The organism is Sphingomonas sp. CROZ-RG-20F-R02-07 (genome assembly GCF_022662335.1).
Classification (GTDB): Bacteria; Pseudomonadota; Alphaproteobacteria; order Sphingomonadales; family Sphingomonadaceae; genus Sphingomonas.
In genome coordinates, this window is record NZ_JAKNQJ010000001.1 from 523,738 (window position 1) to 542,701 (window position 18,964).

At 67.0% G+C, this 18,964-nt stretch carries 16 protein-coding genes; 11 read left to right on the top strand and 5 right to left on the bottom strand.

What is annotated here, in order from left to right:
• The first annotated feature begins 5 nt into the window (after positions 1–5).
• The 3 genes from L8H00_RS02650 to L8H00_RS02660 are packed head-to-tail and all read left to right on the top strand — an operon-like array spanning position 6 to position 4,281.
• Entirely contained in the window at positions 6–623 is a 618-nt protein-coding gene (locus L8H00_RS02650) for a DnaA/Hda family protein (protein ID WP_242095665.1), read from the top strand.
• Positions 620–2,782, top strand: a complete 2,163-nt coding sequence (locus L8H00_RS02655) for an RNA degradosome polyphosphate kinase (RefSeq protein ID WP_242095666.1) — start codon at positions 620–622, stop codon at positions 2,780–2,782. The genes L8H00_RS02650 and L8H00_RS02655 overlap by 4 nt, the downstream gene beginning before the upstream one ends.
• On the top strand, positions 2,779–4,281 hold the full coding sequence (locus L8H00_RS02660) for a Ppx/GppA family phosphatase (RefSeq protein ID WP_242095667.1): 1,503 nt from the start codon (positions 2,779–2,781) through the stop codon (positions 4,279–4,281). The genes L8H00_RS02655 and L8H00_RS02660 overlap by 4 nt, the downstream gene beginning before the upstream one ends.
• Before the next feature lie 9 nt (positions 4,282–4,290).
• Here the strand turns inward: L8H00_RS02660 and rnd are convergent, their stop codons facing one another.
• Positions 4,291–5,463 carry a ribonuclease D gene (gene rnd, locus L8H00_RS02665; RefSeq protein WP_242095668.1) on the bottom strand — a complete coding sequence of 391 codons (1,173 nt, stop codon included), beginning with the start codon at positions 5,461–5,463 and terminating at the stop codon, positions 4,291–4,293.
• Between the two features lie 65 nt (positions 5,464–5,528).
• Between rnd and aspS the strand changes: the two genes are divergently transcribed.
• Positions 5,529–7,355, top strand: a complete 1,827-nt coding sequence (gene aspS, locus L8H00_RS02670) for an aspartate--tRNA ligase (protein ID WP_242095669.1) — start codon at positions 5,529–5,531, stop codon at positions 7,353–7,355.
• 48 nt (positions 7,356–7,403) lie between these two features.
• On the opposite strand, the gene L8H00_RS02675 is transcribed toward aspS, so the two are convergent.
• The gene (locus L8H00_RS02675) at positions 7,404–8,033 is read right to left on the bottom strand and encodes a carbonic anhydrase (protein WP_242095670.1); all 630 of its coding nucleotides are present in this window, start codon (positions 8,031–8,033) and stop codon (positions 7,404–7,406) included.
• Positions 8,034–8,086: 53 nt separating this feature from the next.
• On the opposite strand from L8H00_RS02675, the gene lipA reads away from it, so the two are divergent.
• Together lipA and L8H00_RS02685 are read left to right on the top strand one after the other, a co-directional pair.
• Positions 8,087–9,016: a lipoyl synthase gene (gene lipA, locus L8H00_RS02680; RefSeq protein ID WP_242095671.1), complete on the top strand. Its 930-nt coding sequence runs from the start codon at positions 8,087–8,089 to the stop codon at positions 9,014–9,016.
• The gene (locus L8H00_RS02685) at positions 9,016–9,480 is read left to right on the top strand and encodes a type II toxin-antitoxin system RatA family toxin (protein WP_242095672.1); all 465 of its coding nucleotides are present in this window, start codon (positions 9,016–9,018) and stop codon (positions 9,478–9,480) included. Before lipA ends, L8H00_RS02685 begins: the two co-directional genes overlap by 1 nt.
• Here the strand turns inward: L8H00_RS02685 and L8H00_RS02690 are convergent.
• Genes L8H00_RS02690 through L8H00_RS02700 form a run of 3 tightly spaced genes read right to left on the bottom strand, consistent with a single transcriptional unit; the run spans position 9,435 to position 11,616 of the window.
• A complete protein-coding gene (locus tag L8H00_RS02690) occupies positions 9,435–9,947 on the bottom strand; it encodes a CinA family protein (protein ID WP_242095673.1) in 513 nt (170 codons plus the stop codon). The genes L8H00_RS02685 and L8H00_RS02690 overlap by 46 nt on opposite strands.
• On the bottom strand, positions 9,944–10,465 hold the full coding sequence (locus L8H00_RS02695; protein WP_242095674.1) for a hypothetical protein: 522 nt from the start codon (positions 10,463–10,465) through the stop codon (positions 9,944–9,946). The genes L8H00_RS02690 and L8H00_RS02695 overlap by 4 nt, the downstream gene beginning before the upstream one ends.
• Entirely contained in the window at positions 10,462–11,616 is a 1,155-nt protein-coding gene (locus tag L8H00_RS02700) for a bifunctional 2-C-methyl-D-erythritol 4-phosphate cytidylyltransferase/2-C-methyl-D-erythritol 2,4-cyclodiphosphate synthase (RefSeq protein WP_242095675.1), read from the bottom strand. Before L8H00_RS02700 ends, L8H00_RS02695 begins: the two co-directional genes overlap by 4 nt.
• A gap of 79 nt (positions 11,617–11,695) precedes the next feature.
• Here L8H00_RS02700 and dusB point away from each other — a divergent pair, with 79 nt between their 5' ends.
• From dusB to L8H00_RS02725, 5 genes are all read left to right on the top strand, one after another.
• Entirely contained in the window at positions 11,696–12,694 is a 999-nt protein-coding gene (gene dusB / locus L8H00_RS02705; RefSeq protein ID WP_242095676.1) for a tRNA dihydrouridine synthase DusB, read from the top strand.
• A 49-nt stretch (positions 12,695–12,743) separates the two neighbouring features.
• Positions 12,744–13,757 carry an ATP-binding protein gene (locus L8H00_RS02710; protein ID WP_242095677.1) on the top strand — a complete coding sequence of 338 codons (1,014 nt, stop codon included), beginning with the start codon at positions 12,744–12,746 and terminating at the stop codon, positions 13,755–13,757.
• On the top strand, positions 13,754–15,169 hold the full coding sequence (ntrC, locus tag L8H00_RS02715; RefSeq protein WP_242095678.1) for a nitrogen regulation protein NR(I): 1,416 nt from the start codon (positions 13,754–13,756) through the stop codon (positions 15,167–15,169). The genes L8H00_RS02710 and ntrC overlap by 4 nt, the downstream gene beginning before the upstream one ends.
• Positions 15,170–15,242: 73 nt before the next feature.
• Positions 15,243–17,492, top strand: coding sequence for an ATP-binding protein (locus L8H00_RS02720; RefSeq protein WP_242095679.1), 2,250 nt, complete (start codon positions 15,243–15,245; stop codon positions 17,490–17,492).
• A complete protein-coding gene (locus L8H00_RS02725; protein WP_242095680.1) occupies positions 17,492–18,868 on the top strand; it encodes a sigma-54 dependent transcriptional regulator in 1,377 nt (458 codons plus the stop codon). Before L8H00_RS02720 ends, L8H00_RS02725 begins: the two co-directional genes overlap by 1 nt.
• Positions 18,869–18,964 lie beyond the last annotated feature (96 nt).

Here is an 18,964-nt window from a genome sequence, read left to right on the forward strand (position 1 = left end):
CCCAGATGGCGCTTCCGCTGGACTGGCCAGCGGATCCGCGCGACGACGCCTTTCTCGTGACACCGTCCAACGCGCGCGCGGCGCATACGCTCGAACATTGGGCCACCTGGCCGGTGATGACGGCGGTGCTGACCGGCCCGCGCAAATCCGGCCGCAGCCTGCTCGCGCGAATCTTCGCCGCCAAGAGCGGCGGGACGATCGTCGACGATGCCGAGCGCCTGCCCGAGGCGCAGCTCTTCCATGCCTGGAACCGGGCGCAGGAGGCGCACCGGCCGCTGGTGATCGTCGCCGACGCCGCGCCCCCCTCCTGGTCGGTCAGGCTGCCCGATCTCCGCTCGCGCCTGGCCGCCAGCCCGATCGCCGCGATCGGCGCGCCCGACGACGAACTGGTCGTCGCGCTGCTCGCGCATCTGTTCCACCGCCGCGGGCTGGACGCGCGTGCCGATCTGATCGAGTGGCTGGCCAGCCGGATCGAACGGAGTCACATCGCCGTCATGCGGACGGTGGATATACTCGATCAGGAGGTGATGGAACGACGCAAGCGTCTGTCCATTCCCTTTGCACGAAGCACGCTTGCCGAGGCCGGCCTGATCGCCGTGCCCAACCCTGTCGAGGTACGATGACCCGTCCCGCTCACATCGCGCGCATCGCCGACGATGACGAACCCTTCGCCACCGACGCCACCGATCGCTATTTCAACCGCGAACTCTCCTGGCTCGCGTTCAATCGCCGCGTGCTCGAAGAGGCATGCAATGCCGCGCATCCGCTGCTGGAGCGGCTGCGCTTCCTCTCGATCTCGGGTTCCAATCTCGACGAGTTCTTCATGGTCCGCGTCGCGGGGCTGAAGGGGCAGCAGTTGCAGGACGTGGAGAAGCGCTCCGCCGACGGGCTGACGCCGTCGCAGCAGCTCAGTGGCATCACCGCCGCCGCCGATGCGTTGATGCTGAGCCAGCAGCAGGTCTGGAGCGATCTGCGCCTGCTGCTCGACGAGGCGCAGTTGTTCGTGCTCCGCCGCGACGAGATCGACGAAGAGGCGTCGGACTGGCTTGAGACGCATTTCCGCGAACAGATCTTCCCGATCCTGACGCCGCAGGCGCTCGACCCGGCGCACCCGTTTCCGTTCATCCCGAACAAGGGACTGTCGGTCATCTTCGATCTCGTCCGCCGGTCGGACAAGGAGCCGATCCGCGAGCTCGTGATGCTGCCCGCGACGATGGCGCGGTTCGTCCGCATTCCGGGCGAGGTCGCGCGCTATGTCGCGATCGAATCGATCCTGAAGCGGTTCGCACCGTTGCTGTTCCCCGGCTATGAGGTCCACGGCGCCGCGACGTTCCGCGTGCTGCGCGACAGCGATATCGAGATCGAGGAAGAGGCGGAGGATCTCGTCCGCTATTTCGCCAATGCCATCAAGCGCCGCCGCCGCGGCCGCGTGATCCGGCTGGAGCTGGAGACGGGCACCGCCGATGCGCTGGCCGCGGTGCTCAAGGACGAGCTGGGCGGGGCGGACGCGATCATCACCGAAAGCGGCGATCTGCTCGGCATCGGCGATCTGGACGGGATCGTGGACGAGGATCGGCCCGACCTCAAATTTCCGCCCTTCTCCCCGCGCTTTCCCGAGCGGATCCGGGAATTCGGCGGTGACTGTTTCGCAGCGATCCAGTCGAAGGACATCGTCGTCCATCATCCGTACGAGACGTTCGAGGTGGTGCTCGCATTCCTGAAACAGGCGGCGAACGATCCCGACGTGGTCGCGATCAAGCAGACGCTCTACCGCGCGGGCAAGCAATCCGCGGTCATCAACGCGCTGATCGCCGCGGCCGAAGCGGGCAAGTCTGTCACCGCTGTCGTGGAGCTGAAGGCGCGCTTCGACGAGGAGCAGAACATGCTCTGGGCCTCGGCGCTGGAGCGGGCGGGCGTCCAGGTCGTCTATGGCTTCATCGACTGGAAGACGCACGCGAAGGTGTCGATGGTCGTGCGGCGGGAGGGCGGTGCGTTTCGCACCTACTGCCATTTCGGCACCGGCAACTATCACCCGATCACCGCGCGGATCTACACCGATCTCAGCTTCTTCACCGCCGATGCGCGGATCGGGCGCGATGCGGCGCAGATGTTCAACTACATCACCGGCTATGTCGAGCCGGTGGACATGAACGTCATGAGCCTGTCGCCGCGCGACCTGCGTCCGCGGCTCGTCGGCCTGATCGACGCCGAGATCGCCAACGCGCATGCCGGCAAGCCGGCCGCGATGTGGGCCAAGATGAACAGCCTGGTCGACCCCGCGATCATCGAGAAGCTGTACGAAGCCAGCAACGCCGGCGTCGAGATCGAGCTCATCATCCGCGGCATCTGCTGCCTGCGGCCGGGCGTCGAGGGCATGTCGGAAAATATCCGGGTGAAATCGATCGTCGGGCGGTTCCTCGAACACAGCCGCATCTGGGTGTTCGGCAACGGCAAGGCGCTGCCGAACGACGGCGCGCGGATCTTCATTTCGTCGGCCGACTGGATGCCGCGCAATTTCGACCGGCGCGTCGAATATATGCTGCCGATCGAGAACCCCACCGTTCACGACCAGATCCTGGACCAAGTGATGGTGGCCAATCTGATCGACAACGAGCAAAGCTGGGAGCTGGAACCGGACGGGAGCTATACGCGTGAGGTCCCCGGCGACAAGCCGTTCAATCTTCACCGTTATTTCATGACCAATCCCTCGCTCTCGGGCCGGGGCGCGTCGCTCGCGACGGCGGGCTCGGTGCCGACGTTGTCGCTCAGGCGGCAACGTTGAGCATCCTCCCGCTCCGCAAGCCGATCGTTGCCGCACCGCCTTCGGACGTGCAGCCGCGCACCGCGATCATCGACATCGGGTCCAACTCGATCCGTCTGGTCGTGTATCAGGGCCATGCGCGGCTGCCCGCGATCCTCTTCAACGAAAAGGTGCTGGCGGGGCTCGGGCGCAGCCTCGCGGTCAGCGGCAGCATCGATTCGCAGGCGATGGCGGCGGCGCATGTGGCGCTCGCGCGCTTCGCTGCGGTGGCACGCGCGATGGAGGTCACGAATCTGCGCACGGTGGCGACCGCCGCGGTGCGCGACGCGAAGAATGGCGGCGAACTGATCGCCGCGGCCCAGGCCTTGGGGCTTACGGTCGAGATGCTGTCGGGCAAGCAGGAGGCGCGCGCGGCGGGCGAGGGCGTGCTCTCCGCCATTCCGCAGGCCGACGGCATCGTCGGCGATCTCGGTGGCGGCAGCCTGGAGCTGGTCCGCGTTCGCGCCGGCAAGGTGGAGGACCGCGTGTCCTTCCCGCTCGGCGTGCTGCGTATCGCGGGGGCGCGTGCCAAGCGTGGCAAGGTGCTCGAACGGCTCGTCGCGCGGATGGTGCGCGAGGCGGGATGGACCGGAAAGGGCAAGGGGTTGCCGCTGTATCTCGTCGGCGGCTCATGGCGCGCGCTGGCGCGACTCGACATGACGCTCTCGGGCTATCCGCTGCCCGTGATCCACCAATATGTGATGACGCCGACGACCATCGCACAGCTCGGCCGGCGCGTGGCGCATTTGAGCAAGGCGCGGTTGAAATCGGTGGCGGGGCTGTCGTCGGGGCGCGCGGGAACGCTCGGCGACGCCACCGCATTGCTCGGCGTGCTGCTCCGCCAGATCGGCAGCAGCACGACCATCACCTCGGCGTTCGGCCTGCGCGAGGGGCTGCTCTATGGCGCGCTCGATGAGGAGACGAAGCGGCTCGACCCGCTGATCGTGGCGGCGCGCGAGGAGGGGCGGATCATCGGCCGCTTCCCCGAACATGGCGATCTGCTGGATGCGTGGATCGCGCCCCTGTTCGCGGGCCAGCCGCTCGCCGTCGCGCGGCTCCGCCACACCGCTTGCCTGCTGGCGGATGTGGGCTGGCGCGCCAATCCCGAATTCCGGGCCGAACGCGGCGTCGAGGTCGCGCTTCACGGCAATTGGGTGGCGATCGAGGCGAGCGGTCGCGCGATGCTGGCCCAGGCGCTCTACACCAGCCTGGATGGCGGGATGACCGCGCCCGACCCGGTGGGGCAACTCGCGAGCGCGGCCGAATTGCGGATGGCGTCCGCCTGGGGCCTCGCGATGCGACTCGGCCAGCGACTGAGCGGCGGCCTTGCTGGCCCGCTCCAATGCTCGCGCCTCACGCTGGAAAACGGCATTCTGACACTCGCGCTCAAGGATCGCGCGCTTTACGGCGAGGCCGTCGAAAAACGCCATCAGGCGCTAGCGGCCTTGTGGCAGGTCAAGGCCGTCGTCCGCGATCTCTGAGGCGCCCGCTCAGCCGTCTTCGGTTCGCGTCATCTTCAACTTGCCGCCGATCACGGCGAAGGCGAGGCGCCCCTCCACCAGATCGAGCGCATCGCGGCCGAACTGATCGAACCGCCAGCCCTCCAGCATGGGCAGCCCCGTGCGCACGCCCGCCGCCAGCGCCTCCAGTTCCTCCGTCCGCGCCAGCAGCTTGGAGGCGACGTCGATGTCGCGCGACCGAATCTTCAGCAGCAGCTTCAAGAGATCGGCGACGAGCGAACCTTCCTTGCCCATGCCGGGCTTGCGATCGTCGCGCGGCGGCATCTCGTCCGCCGTCATCGGCACCGCGCCCTCGATGGCCGCCATCAGCCGCGCGCCGATCTCGTTGGCCGCCCAACTCGCCGAAAGCCCGCGCACCTTCGCCAAATCGGCCTGACGTTTGGGCGGATGGCCGGCGATGTCAGCGATCGTCTCGTCCTTGACGATGCGGCCGCGCGGCAAGTCCTTGCCCTGCGCCTCCAGCTCGCGCCACCGGGCGATCGCGCGCAGCCGCCCGAGCAGATCGGGCTTCCGCCCCGAGACGCGCACGCGCTTCCATGCGAGCTCGGGATCGTTCGCGTAATTGGCGGGATCGCCCAGCCGCTCCATCTCCTGGTCGAGCCAGGTACCTCGACCGGTCTTCTTCAGGCGTTCGAGCATCTTGGGAAAGATCTTGGCCAGATGCGTCACGTCGCCGATCGCATATTCGATCTGCCGCGCGTCGAGCGGTCGCCGCGACCAGTCCGTGAAGCGCGCGCCCTTGTCGACCGCGATGCCCAGCCAGCTGTCGACCAGGTTCGAATAGCCGATCTGTTCGCCTTGCCCCAGCGCCATCGCCGCCACCTGCGTGTCGAACAGCGGGTGCGGCGTCTTGCCGGTCAGATTGTAGACGATCTCCAGATCCTGACCGCCCGCATGCACGACCTTCAGCACGTCCTCATTGTCGACCAGCAGGTCGAGCAATGGCTTCAGATCGATGCCCGGCGCCATGGGGTCGATCGCCGCGGCCTCGTTCGCATCGGCGATCTGGATCAGGCAGAGTTCAGGGTAATAAGTGCTCTCGCGCATGAATTCGGTGTCGACGCACACGAAGTCGGCTTCGGCCAGGCGGGTACACAGGTTCGCGAGCGTCGCGCTGTCGGTGATGAGCGGATGGATATGCATCGCCCGTCCATAGCGAGGGTCGTTCGGGTTGACAAAGGCGGGTCGGGCGAGGAAGCGCGGCGCCCATGAGCACCACCCTGCACGCCTACCGCACGCACACCTGCGCCGATCTCCGCCCCGAACAGGTCGGCCAGACGGTCCGCCTCTCCGGCTGGGTCCACAAGAAGCGCGATCATGGCGATCTCGTCTTCATCGATCTGCGCGATCATTACGGCATCACCCAGATCGTCACCGATGTGAGCGGCCCCGCCTTCGCCGTGATCGAGAAGCTGAAGAACGAAAGCGTCGTGACGATCACCGGCATGGTGACGGCACGCGCCGCGGACGTGGTGAACCCCAATCTTCCGACCGGCGCAATCGAAGTGCGCGCCGCCGAGGCCGTCGTCCAGTCCGCCGCGCAGGAGCTGCCGATGCCGGTGGCGGGCGACGCCGAATATCCCGAGGATATCCGGCTCCGCTACCGCTATCTCGATCTTCGCCGCGAGCGGGTCCATGCCAACATCATGCTGCGCTCCAAGGTCATCACCTCGCTGCGCCAGCGGATGGAAGGGCAGGGCTTCACCGAGTTCCAGACGCCCATTCTCACCGCGTCGAGCCCCGAGGGCGCACGCGATTATCTGGTGCCGAGCCGCGTCCATCCCGGCCGCTTCTACGCGCTGCCGCAGGCGCCCCAGATGTTCAAACAATTGCTGATGGTGGCGGGCTTCGACCGCTATTTCCAGATCGCGCCCTGTTTCCGCGACGAGGACGGTCGCGCCGACCGCAGCCCGGGCGAATTCTACCAGCTCGATTTCGAGATGAGCTTCGTGACGCAGGAGGATGTGTTCCAGGCGATCGAACCCGTCCTGCACGGCGTGTTCGAGGAATTCGCCGGCGAACGCTCGGTGTCGCCGAGCCCGTTCGTTCGCATCCCCTATCGCGAATCGATGCTGAAATATGGCAGCGACAAGCCCGATCTGCGCAACCCGATCGTCATCACCGACGTGTCGGAGCATTTTCGCGGCAGCGGCTTCGGCCTGTTCGACCGGATCGTTTCGGGCGGCGACGTGGTGCGCGCGATCCCCGCGCCGGGCACGGCGGGCAAGAGCCGCAAATTCTTCGACGATCTGAACGAATGGGCGCGCAGCGAGGGCCATGCCGGCCTCGGCTATATCACGCAGAAGAACGGCGAACTGGGCGGCCCCATCGCCAAGAACCATGGCGAGGAGGCGACGCGCAAGCTGATCGCGGACCTGGGACTCGGCCCCGATGACGGCATCGTCTTCGCCGCGGGCAAGGAACTCGCCGCGGCCAAGCTCGCGGGCGCGGCGCGCACCCGGATCGGTCAGCAACTGGAACTGATCGACGAAAATCGCTTCGAATTCTGCTGGATCGTCGATTTTCCGATGTTCGAATATGACGAAGACGCCAAGAAGGTCGACTTCAGCCACAACCCGTTCTCGATGCCGCAAGGCGAGATCGCGGCGCTGGAAAGCCAGGATCCGCTCGATATTCTTGCTTACCAATATGACATCGTCTGCAACGGCGTGGAGCTCTGCTCGGGCGCGATCCGCAACCACAAGCCCGAGATCATGTACAAGGCGTTCGCGATCGCCGGCTATAGCCAGACCGATGTCGACACCAATTTCGCGGGCATGATCAACGCGTTCAAATATGGCGCCCCGCCGCATGGCGGTGCCGCACCGGGCGTCGATCGGATCGTGATGCTGCTGGCGAACGAGCCCAATATTCGCGAGGTGACGCTGTTCCCGCTCAACCAGCGCGCCGAGGATCTGATGATGGGCGCGCCGAGCTTCGTGAGCGCCAAGCAGTTGCGCGAACTGAACCTGCGCTCGACGGCGGAAGTGGGCAAGCCGGTCGACAAGCTGGTGGCGCCGAACGCGGCGAACTGATCGAACGGCGCCGCTGCGTCGCCTTGGATGCGACGCAGCGGCGCTGCCTCAGGCGGCCTCGAACGCGCCGTCGTCGCCCAGGATGCGCAACTTGCCATCGGCGATCGCGAACACCGCGCCGTGCAGCGTCAGCGTGCCGGCCTCGATCCGTTCCTTGACGAACGGGAACGTCTGGAGGTTGGCGATCGACACCTTCACGCCCTCCTGCTCCAGCGCTTCCTGACCTTCGGCGCCGGTGCCATGCTCCGCGACGACGCGCTCGCGCGCCTCGTCCAGCAGCTTGATCCATGCGGCCACGAAACCGCCTTCGCCTGGGCGTGCATCGGTGAGGGCGCCCGAGAGCGACGCCTTCACGCCGCCGCATTGGCCATGACCGAGAACGAGGATCTCCTCGACCTCCAGGCTGGTGACGGCGAATTCGAGCGCGGCGGAAACGCCGTGCAGACCGCCGCTCGGATCGAACGGCGGTACGAGATTGGCGACGTTGCGGACGACGAACACCTCGCCCGGCCGCGTGCCGAAGATGGTGGCGGGATCGACGCGGCTGTCGGAACAGGCGATCACCATGATCCGCGGCGTCTGCCCGCCCGCCAGCTCGTTCCACCGTTCGCGCTCGTCGATCCACTCGTTACCGCGAAAGCGATAATAGCCGTCGATCAGATCCTTGAACTTTCTCATCCCACAAAAGCCCTTCGTTGTTTCGGCGCGTCACAGGCGCTATCTGCCCATGCATGAACGCCATGCCCCCTCTTCCGGCTCCCACCCGGCAACGCAAGCCCGACTGGATCCGCGTCAAGGCACCCACCTCCGCCGGGTTCGCCAAGACCCGCGAGCTGATGCGGTCGAAAAGCCTGACGACGGTCTGCGAAGAGGCGGCTTGCCCGAATATCGGCGAGTGCTGGTCGAAGAAGCACGCCACGGTGATGATCCTGGGGGACACGTGCACCCGTGCCTGTGCCTTCTGCAACGTCAAGACCGGCATGCCGCGCGCGGTGGATCCGATGGAGCCGCAGAATGTGGCCGATGCCGCGCTGCAGATGGGGCTGCAGCACATCGTCATCACCTCGGTCGATCGCGACGATCTGCCCGACGGCGGCGCATCGCAGTTCGTGAAGGTGATCGACGCGCTGCGCCGCACGACGCCCCACACCACGATCGAGATCCTGACACCCGATTTCCGCAACAAGGCGCAGGCCGCGGTGGAGTCGATCATCGCCGCGCGGCCCGACGTCTATAACCACAATCTGGAGACGGTGCCGCGGCTCTATCCCACCATCCGCCCCGGCGCGCGCTATTACGCGTCGCTGCGCCTGCTGGAGAGCGTGAAGCGTCATGATCCGTCGATCTTCACCAAATCGGGCGTGATGCTGGGGCTGGGCGAGGAACGGCTGGAGATCCATCAGGTGATGGACGACATGCGCTCGGCCGACATCGACTTCCTGACGATGGGCCAATATCTGCAACCCACCCCGCGCCATGCGAAGGTCGCCGAGTTCGTGACGCCCAAGGCGTTCGACGCCTATGCCGGAATTGCACGCGCCAAAGGCTTTCTGCTGGTGGCATCGTCGCCTCTCACCCGTTCGAGCTATCATGCCGGCGACGACTTCGCGCGCCTGCGCGCCGCGCGTGACGCCAGGCTCGGCCGTTCGCGCGCGGCCTGATGCCCAAGCACCACGAGACGCGGCATCTGCCCTACACCGCCGAACAGATGTTCGATCTGGTCGCCGATGTCGGCCGCTACGCCGAATTCCTGCCCTGGGTCATCGCGATGCGCGTCCGCAGCGACACGCCGACCGATACGCTGGCGGACATGGTCGTCGGCTTCAAGGGCTTGCGAGAAACCTTCACGTCACGCGTCGAGAAGGTCCGTCCCGACACGATCATGGTGGATTATGTCGACGGGCCGCTCAAATATCTGCGCAACGAATGGCGGTTCCGCAACGAGCCGGGCGGCTGCGCGGTGGAGTTCAGCGTGGATTTCGCGTTCAAGAACCGCATGTTCGAGATGCTGGCCGGCCAGGTGTTCGGTGCCGCCCTGCGGCGGATGATCGGGGCGTTCGAAGAACGGGCCGCCGTCCTCTACGGCGTCGGCAACAGCAGTTCGAGCGCGCACAGCGCCGCCTGAAGGCGGATGCCGCCACGGCCGATCTCGCCGAAGTCGCGGCGATCGGCATGGACGTCGGACGGATCGCCGCCGCGCTCGGCGCGCGCGAACACCACCGTGCCGACCGGCTTCTTCGCGCTGCCGCCGCCGGGGCCGGCGACCCCGGTGATCGCGACCGCGACATCGGCCCCGGATTGCGCCAGCGCGCCCTGCGCCATCCGCCACGCCACCGCGATCGAAACCGCGCCGAACGTGTCGAGCACATCCGCGCTCACCCCCAGCAGCGCCATTTTGGCGTCGTTCGAATAGGTGACGATCCCCGCCTCGAACACGTCGGAGGATCCCGGCAATTCGGTAAGCGCCGCCGAGACGAGCCCGCCGGTGCAGCTCTCGGCCACGGCGACCGTGCGGCCGAGCGCGCGATTGGCCTCGATGACGCGCCGCGCGGCGTCGACGAGCTCGGGTGGCAGGATCGTGTCCATCGTCATCGTCCGTCCGTGCACAGCGGCAGGTCAGGCACCGCGACGTTCTTGCCGCGCGCCTTCTGCGTCTTGAGGTAGCGAAGCGTCGCGACGACGATCCCGGCGGTGTTGCGCGGCGGGAGCGGATCGAGCAGCGTCACCAGCCGGTCGATCGTGCCGCAATCCTGCACCGCGATCCTTCCGACGATCAGCGGCACGATCGTGGTGACGATCAGCGGCCGGGCATATTCCGACTGGAGCAGGATCTCGACCATCGGATCGCTGAGCTTGACGATCGCACCGCGTGCCGCCGGCCATGCCCGGTCGGCCTCGGCCTGATAGCGGCCGATCATCGCGCCCTCAGGCTGGCGGATCAGGCTGGAAGGCGGCAATTGCGCCGCACAGACCCGGCCCGTCTCGCGCAGGATATCGGGCAGCGCGACGAGCGCCATTGCCTCCGCATCGCCTTCGGTCAGGCACTTCGTCTGCGCGGTCGCAGGAGCCGCGAGCGCCAGCGCCGCGATCAACGCGACGAGGCGCTTCATCGCGGCTGTTCCGGCAGCCGAATCGACGCGGCAGCCTGCGCGGCGATGCCCTCGCCGCGGCCCGTAAAGCCGAGGCGTTCCGTAGTGGTCGCCTTCACGCTCACGCGTTCGGGCGAGATTTCCAGCAACGCCGCGATGCGCGAAACCATCGCGGCACGGTGTGGGCCGATCTTCGGCGCCTCGCACATCAGCGTCAGGTCCACGAAATCAATTCGGCCGCCCTTGTCCGTGACGAGCTTGGCGGCGTGGCGCAGAAACCGGGCGGAGTCGGCGCCCTTCCACTGCGGGTCGCTGGGCGGGAAATGCGTGCCGATGTCCCCCGCCGCGATCGTGCCGAGCAGCGCGTCGGTGATCGCGTGAAGCGCGACATCGGCATCGCTATGGCCGGACAGACCCTTGTCGTGCGGGATCAGAACGCCGCCGAGCCAAAGCTCTTCGCCGGTTTCGAGCCGGTGCACGTCGAAGCCGGTGGCGGTGCGGAATTCCCAGGCGATCCGCGCCTCGGCCGCGGCGAAATCCTGCGGGTATGTGACCTTGTCGAGCATCGGATCGCCCTGCACCAAAGCGACGCTGCCGCCAAGCCGGCGCACCATCTGCGCGTCGTCGGTCGCGGCTTCGTCCGCCGGCCACGCCGCATGGGCGCGCCGCAGCGCCTCCAGACGGAAACCCTGTGGCGTCTGTATACGGACGAGACCGGTACGATCGACCACCGCGCCGAGCAGCGCATCGCCCCGCGCCAAGGTGTCGGCCACCGCCAGCGCCGGCGTGGCGCCGTCGTGCGTGTCCAGCGCGGCCAGCACGCCATCGATGACCGCAGCCGGGACGAAGGGTCGGGCGGCATCATGGATCAGCACATGATCCGCACCCATTCGCGTCGCCTCCGCCAGTCCGTTCGCCACCGACCCCTGGCGGGTGGCGCCACCCAGGACGAAATCCACATTGCCAAGCGCCGCACGGAGGCGCGGTTCGTCGCCACGGGCGATCACCACGAGCACGCCGTCGATCCCGGCATGGCCGGCGAACGCGGCATGGGCATGCGCGATCATCGGCCGGCCCGCCATGGCGGCATATTGTTTGGGAACATCGCCGCCGGCTCGGCTGCCCGAGCCGGCCGCGACGATCAGCGCGATGGTGCGCGGTTGGTCGGTCATGCGCCGTCTTTAGCCATCCCGGCGGCGCCTTGCCAGCACCGCCATCTTCGCGTATCTGCCCATTTTTCAGGCAGTATCGATGCGCAATCTCGCTCCTCTCCAGATCGGCCCCGTCCGGATCGAAAGCCCCGTCGTGCTCGCGCCGATGACGGGCGTGACCGACATGCCGTTTCGCACGCTCGTCCGCCGCTATGGCTCGGGGCTGAACGTCACCGAGATGATCGCGAGCCAGGCGATGATCCGCGAGACGCGGCAGTCGCTGCAAAAGGCGGCGTGGCACGCGACCGAGGAGCCGGTTTCGATGCAACTCGCCGGCTGTACCCCGCGCGAGATGGCGGAGGCGGCCAAGCTGAACGCCGATCGCGGCGCGGCGATCATCGACATCAACATGGGCTGCCCCGTGCGCAAGATCGTCAATGGCGATGCCGGATCGGCGCTGATGCGCGACATTCCGCTCGCCGCGGCGATCATCGACGCGACCGTTCGGGCCGTGGACGTGCCGGTCACGCTCAAGATGCGGATGGGCTGGTGCCACGATAGCCTGAACGCGCCCGAATTGGCACGAATCGCCGAGGATCTGGGCGTGAAGCTCATCACTGTCCACGGCCGCACACGCAACCAGATGTACAAGGGCACCGCGGACTGGGCGTTCATCCGCCGCGTCAAGGATGCCGTGTCCGTGCCGGTGATCGCCAACGGCGACATCTGCACGGTCGAGGATGCCGAAGCGGCCCTCGATCAGTCGGGCGCCGACGGTGTGATGATCGGCCGCGGCGCCTATGGCCGGCCGTGGCTGCTGGGGCAGGTGATGGCGTATCTGGCGACCGGCCGGCGCGTGCCCGATCCGTCGCTCGACGAACAATATCGCGTCATCGCCGAGCATTATGATGCGATGCTCGATCATTATGGTGACGAAACCGGCGTCAACATGGCCCGCAAGCATATCGGCTGGTACACGCGCGGGCTGCACGGATCGGCCGAGTTCCGCAACCGCGTGAACCAGATCGCCGACCCGAAGGTAGTGAAGGCCATGCTCGCGGAATTTTACGCGCCCTGGCGCCAGCTTGCTGCCGCCTGAAGCAGCCCGGGTGGGGACGGGGCGGGGGCGCCCGGGGTTCGGCGAACTCATGGCCGCGCTTCCCGTGGCCGTGATCGTGATCGATCCGGACGACCGCATCGCCCATGCCAATGCGCAGGCCGAACAACTGCTCAACTTGTCCGAACGGCTGATGCTGGGGCAACCGCTCAGCGCGATCATGCCGTCGCCGCCCGCCGCCCAGGGTCTCGATCGCCAAGCGCTGGCCGTGTTCGACGTGGAGATCGCGACCGTGCGCGGGGTAAAGCTGCGCGTCGATTTCGCCGAAGCCGAGATCGCCGATTATCCCGGGTGGCGCGCCATCGCGCTTCACCATGCGGCCACCGCGCGCCGGCTCGGCCATTCGGCCGACCGGGCCGGCGGTGCGCGCGCGGCGGTCGGCGCAGCCGCCATGCTCGCGCACGAGATCAAGAACCCGCTTTCGGGCATCCGCGGTGCTGCGCAGTTGTTGGGCGCCGGCGAACTCACCACGCTCATCACCACCGAAGTCGATCGGATCGCCGCGTTGATCGATCGCATGCAGGATTTCAGCGACACGCGTCCGCTGCCGCTGGCGGGCGAGAACATCTATCCGCTGCTCAGCCACGCCCGCGCGCTGGCACTGGCGGGGTTCGCGCGCGGGATCAGCGTGGAGGAACGATTCGATCCGTCGCTGCCGCCCGCACGGATCAACCGCGACGCGCTCTTGCAGATCCTCATCAACCTTCTGAAGAACGCGCGCGAAGCCGTTCGCAACGAACGTCATCCCCGGATCGTGGTGACCACCGCCTATCGCCATGGGCTCGCGCTCAGTCTCGCACCCGGCAAGCCGCGCCGCCCCTTGCCGATCGAGATCTGCGTGATGGACAACGGGCCAGGCGCACCCGCCGACATCGCCGAACACCTCTTCGATCCGTTCATCTCGGGCCGCCCGGAAGGCCGGGGTCTCGGGCTGGCTCTGGTCGACAAGTTGACCCACGACATGGAAGGCATCGTGCAATATGCGCGAGAAGGCGAGACGCCGATGACCGTGTTCCGCCTGCTACTGCCCAGGGCGGCGGCATGACGCGCGTGCTGGTGGTGGACGACGACGCGGCGATCCGCACCGTCGTGGCGCAGGCGCTGCGCCGCGAGGGCCATGAGGTGGTGCCCGTCGAAAGTCTCGCGCGGATGGAGCAGGCACTGTCGCAGGCGCTTCCCGACGTGCTCGTCACCGATGTCGTTTTGCCCGACGGCGACGGCCTCGAACGTGCCCGGGACGTGGCGATCCGCTATCCTCAGTTGCCGATAATCATCCTATCGGCCCAGAACACGCTGACCACCGCGGTGCGCGCGGCGGAGGTCGGCGCCTATGACTATCTGCCCAAGCCGTTCGATCTGGACGTGCTCGCGCGTGCCGTGCGCGGCGCGCTGGCGCGCGGCGCTCTGGCCGCGGACGAAGGGCTCGGCGCGGACGATCGCGCACTGCCGCTGATCGGCCGGTCGCCGGCGATGCAGGACGTGTATCGCACCATCGCGCGTGTCGTGTCGAACGACCTGACCGTGCTCGTGTCCGGCGAGTCGGGAACGGGCAAGGAGCTGGTGGCGCGCGCCATCCACGATCTGGGGCAGCGCCGCGGCGGTCCGTTCGTCGCGATCAACATGGCCGCGATCCCGCGCGAATTGATCGAGGCGGAGCTGTTCGGCCATGAGCGCGGGGCGTTCACCGGCGCCGCGGCGCGCAGCGCGGGCCGCTTCGAGCAAGCCGCCGGGGGCACGCTGTTCCTCGACGAGATCGGCGACATGCCGATGGACGCCCAAACGCGTCTGCTGCGCGTGCTGCAATCGGGAGAGTTCACCAGCGTCGGTGGCGCGCGGTCGATCCGCGCCGATGTGCGGATCGTCGCGGCGACCAACCGGGCGCTGGCGCAGGCCGTGGCAGGCGGGCAGTTTCGCGAGGACCTGTTCTACCGGCTGAACGTCGTGCCGATCGCGTTGCCGCCCTTGCGCGAACGCCATCACGACATCGCGCTGCTGGCCCGGCATTTCCTCGATCACGCAGCGAACGAAGGTCTGCCGCGCCGCCAATTGGCCGCAGAGGCGATCGCGGCGCTCGAGGCGTATGACTGGCCGGGCAATGTGCGCGAGCTCGAAAATCTGATGCGGCGCCTGGCCGTGCTGGCCCGGGACGAGCGGATCGACGCGGAAGCGGTTCGCGGCATGATCGGCGGCAGCGCGCCGGCGGTCGAGACGGCCGATACGGGGATCGCCGACGCGGTTCGCGCCCTGATCGAGCGGATCGCGCGCGAGCGCCCCGGTGCGCTTGACGATGGCAGTCTTTACGACCGGGTGATCGGCGAGGTCGAGCGGCCCTTGATCGAGGCGATGCTCGCGCGCCATGGCCGCAACCAGCTTCGTGCGGCGCGCGCACTGGGAATCAACCGCAACACCTTGCGCAAGCGGCTGGATACGCTTGGTATCAGCACCGAGCCGGGATGAAAGGGCTCAGCCCTGCATCGATTGCGGCAGATTGTGGTTTCGCGGCAACGGTGGACGTTGTATTGCGGCAACGATGATCGCCGACGCGACGCCCTACATCGACGACGGCGAGCAGCCCGCGCGCTTCTCGATCACGCCTGCCTTGGAGCTGATCGTGCTGGGCGTGGCCGGCGCGATCGCGGTGGCGAGCTATTTCGTCGTGCGGGGCGAACTTGCCTCGTCAACGCCACTGACGCCTGCGGTTGTGGCCTCTTTGCTTGTCGCAAACATGGTGCCGGGAATTGCTCTCCTCGTCTTGATCGGGCGAAGGGTGGCGCGACGCAAGGCAGCCAAGTCGCCCGTTGGCGGCAACGGCCAGTTGCACGTACGCCTCGTGGTTCTTTTTTCATCGGTGGCTGCGATCCCGATGATCCTCGTTGCGATCATAGCCTCGCTGTTGTTTCAATATGGCGTGGAATTCTGGTTCTCGGATCGTGCGCGCGGCATGTTGGAGAATGCCCAGAGTCTTGCAAAAGCTTCCTACTCGGAATTGCTACGGTATGTGGATAACGAGAACGTTGCCATGGCTAACGATGTCAGCCGGATGCTTCTCGAGAAACACTGGATGCCAGACAGCCAGCAGTTTATAGCACTGTTCGGCCAAGATGTGTTTCAGCGCAGTCTGTCAGGAGCGGTTTTATTCTCGATAACACCTTCAGGAGAGATCCACACCGAGGCCTTGGTCAAGAATTCCGACCGTAGCCCGGTTCAGGACATTGACGCACGCGAGATGCGGACCATCCTGCAAGGAGCGCCCAGCGTGGCGGGTACCGACTCGCTGCGTACCCACTCGATAACCCGTGTGTTGGGCACGCCACTCTTTCTCTATGCGACCCGAGAGGGCGGGGCCAAAGTCATGGCGGAGCGCATGGAGCGTGCGCGGGCTGTGTTCACCGATTACCGGACGCTGCTGTATCGTTCGCGAGCGATTCAGCTTCGCTTCAACATCGCGCTTCTTGCACTCTCTTTGTTCGTCGTCGCAATCGTGGTGTTCGTGGCCTTGACCGTCGCCGATCGCCTCGTACGGCCGGTCAACGAACTGGTCGACGCCGCGCGGCGTGTGGAAGGCGGGGACCTTACCGCGCGCGTGCCCGATCCCCGCACGCGCGACGAAGTCGGCACGCTCGCCAAGGCGTTCAACCAGATGACGGGGCGACTTCAGGAGCAGAACACCGCGCTCGTGACCGCCAACGACCAGCTCGACAGCCGTCGCGCGCTGATCGAAGCGGTGATGAGCGGCGTGTCGGCGGGGGTGATCGCCACGACGCCCGATGGCATCGTGAGGATCGCGAACAGTTCGGCCGCGGCCTTGCTCCACGCCGGCGATGACGGGCTCGCCGGACAGCCTCTGGCGGCGCGCGCACCGGAACTCGGCGCGCTGATCGTGGAAGGCGCGCGCGAAGCAATCGTCCAGGTGGGGGAGGGTGCCGAGGCCCGAACGCTTGCAGTGCGGATCGCCCGGACGGATGCCGGGCCGATCCTCACCTTCGACGATATCACGCAGCAATTGCTCGATCAGCGGCGGGCCGCCTGGTCCGACGTCGCCCGGCGGATCGCGCACGAGATCAAGAATCCGCTGACGCCGATCCAACTGGCGGCCGAACGCCTCCAGCGCCGCTATGGCGCCAAGATCGAGGGTGACGATGGCACGTTCACGCGGCTGACGGACACGATCGTTCGGCAGGTGGGCGATCTGCGGCGGATGGTCGACGAATTCTCGTCGTTCGCGCGCATGCCCAAGCCCGTATTCCGAGAAGAATCGTTGGTCGATGCGGCACGCCAGGCGCTGTTCCTGCACGAGGTCGCGCACCCCGGTATCCGTTTCGCGCTGGTGCACGACGATCCCGGTCCCAATCTCGTTTGCGATCGGCGCCAGATCGGCCAGGCGCTGACCAATATCGTCAAGAACGCGGTCGAGGCGATCGAGGCGAAAGGCGGCGACGGCGGCACGGTGACGATGACGCTCACCGAAGAGCCCGGGCACGGCATCGGGATCGCGGTCGCGGACTCGGGCGTCGGCCTTCCTGCCGAGCGGGATCGGATCATCGAACCCTATATGACGACGCGCGCGCGCGGCACCGGGCTGGGGCTCGCGATCGTCAAGAAGATCATCGAGGAACATCATGGGACGATCCAGTTTTCGGATCGCCCCGGCGGCGGCACGGTCGTCACGATGATGTTCGACGTGGCCGCACTCGCTGCGCTCGATCAGGGGGCGTCGACGCCCGAGCTGGCAGGGGAGGGCCAGCTCGCTGCACTTACTCGAAACCGGATGATGGGCTGATGGCACTCGATATTCTCGTCGTGGATGACGAACGCGACATCCGCGAGCTCGTCGCCGGCGTGCTGGAGGACGAGGGCTATGGCACGCGTTCCGCCGGCGACAGCGACTCCGCGCTGGAAGCCATCGCCGTACGGCGGCCCTCGCTCGTGCTGCTGGATGTGTGGCTTCAGGGATCGCGGCTCGACGGGCTCGAACTGCTGGAGGAGATCAAGCGGCGCGATCCCTCGATCCCGGTGCTGGTGATCTCGGGCCATGGCAGCATCGACACGGCGGTGGCCGCGATCCGGCGCGGCGCGGTCGATTTCATCGAAAAGCCGTTCGAGGCCGAACGCCTGCTGTTGATGGTGGAACGCGCCACGGAAACCGAGCGACTGAAACGCGAAGTCGCGTCGTTGCGCGCCAGTGTGGGCCGCGAGGATGATCTGACCGGCAGTTCGGGCGCCATCAACGGCGTTCGCGCGACGTTGAAGCGGGTGGCGGGAACGGGCAGCCGCGTGCTGCTGATGGGCGGCGCCGGCGTCGGCAAGGAGGTCGCCGCCCGCCTGCTCCACGGCTGGAGCCAGCGCGTGAGCGCGCCGTTCGTGATCGTCAGCGCGGCGCGGATGACGCCCGAACGGGTCGACGAGGAGCTGTTCGGCGTCGAGGAAAGCGGCGATCTCGTGCGCCCCGGCCTTTTCGAGCAGGCGCATGGCGGCACGCTGTTCCTCGACGAGATCGCCGACATGCCCATCGCGACGCAGGCGCGGATCCTGCGCGTGTTGACCGACCAGAGCTTCAGCCGGGTCGGGGGTACGCGCACGGTGAAGGTCGATGTGCGCGTCGTCTCTGCCACCGCGCGCGATCTGGTCGAAGAGATCGCCGCCGGGCGGTTTCGCGAAGATCTCTATTACCGGCTCAATGTCGTGCCCGTCGTCATCCCGCCGCTGGCCGACCGGCGCGAAGACATCCCCGCGCTCGTCGCGCATTTTCTCGCGCATTACGCCTCGGAACGTCGCGTGCCGACGCCGGAGATCGCGCCCGATGCGGTGGTGGCGATGCAATCCTATGATTGGCCGGGCAATGTCCGCCAGTTGCGCAACGTGGTGGAACGGACGATCATCCTCGCGCCGGGCGACCGGGTCGGCCGGATCGACCTCGACATGCTGCCCGCTGAGGTTCTGGGAGAACAGGCGAGTGGCGGCGGCGGCGGCTCGGGCGCGATCATGGGCACGCCGCTGCGCGAAGCCCGCGAGACGTTCGAACGCGAATATCTGCGGGTGCAGATCCGGCGCTTCTCGGGCAATATCTCCCGAACTGCGAGCTTCATCGGGATGGAGCGATCCGCGCTTCACCGCAAACTGAAGCTGCTCGGCATCACCGAAACGCGTGACGATTGAGGGCGTCGGGGTGGACGAAGCGCCTCGCCAACCATAAGTACCGCGCGTCGCCCGTAACGGGCGCAACTCCGACGCCGAGGAACGGCGCTATCGCGG

Coding starts and splice junctions, on each gene's coding strand:
- L8H00_RS02650 (WP_242095665.1), top strand. CDS start 6: ATGGCGCTTCCGCTGGACTGGCCAGCGGATCCGCGCGACGACGCCTTT.
- L8H00_RS02655 (WP_242095666.1), top strand. CDS start 620: ATGACCCGTCCCGCTCACATCGCGCGCATCGCCGACGATGACGAACCC.
- rnd (WP_242095668.1), bottom strand. CDS start 5,463: ATGCATATCCATCCGCTCATCACCGACAGCGCGACGCTCGCGAACCTG.
- aspS (WP_242095669.1), top strand. CDS start 5,529: ATGAGCACCACCCTGCACGCCTACCGCACGCACACCTGCGCCGATCTC.
- L8H00_RS02675 (WP_242095670.1), bottom strand. CDS start 8,033: ATGAGAAAGTTCAAGGATCTGATCGACGGCTATTATCGCTTTCGCGGT.
- lipA (WP_242095671.1), top strand. CDS start 8,087: ATGAACGCCATGCCCCCTCTTCCGGCTCCCACCCGGCAACGCAAGCCC.
- L8H00_RS02685 (WP_242095672.1), top strand. CDS start 9,016: ATGCCCAAGCACCACGAGACGCGGCATCTGCCCTACACCGCCGAACAG.
- L8H00_RS02690 (WP_242095673.1), bottom strand. CDS start 9,947: ATGACGATGGACACGATCCTGCCACCCGAGCTCGTCGACGCCGCGCGG.
- L8H00_RS02695 (WP_242095674.1), bottom strand. CDS start 10,465: ATGAAGCGCCTCGTCGCGTTGATCGCGGCGCTGGCGCTCGCGGCTCCT.
- L8H00_RS02700 (WP_242095675.1), bottom strand. CDS start 11,616: ATGACCGACCAACCGCGCACCATCGCGCTGATCGTCGCGGCCGGCTCG.
- dusB (WP_242095676.1), top strand. CDS start 11,696: ATGCGCAATCTCGCTCCTCTCCAGATCGGCCCCGTCCGGATCGAAAGC.
- L8H00_RS02710 (WP_242095677.1), top strand. CDS start 12,744: ATGGCCGCGCTTCCCGTGGCCGTGATCGTGATCGATCCGGACGACCGC.
- ntrC (WP_242095678.1), top strand. CDS start 13,754: ATGACGCGCGTGCTGGTGGTGGACGACGACGCGGCGATCCGCACCGTC.
- L8H00_RS02720 (WP_242095679.1), top strand. CDS start 15,243: ATGATCGCCGACGCGACGCCCTACATCGACGACGGCGAGCAGCCCGCG.
- L8H00_RS02725 (WP_242095680.1), top strand. CDS start 17,492: ATGGCACTCGATATTCTCGTCGTGGATGACGAACGCGACATCCGCGAG.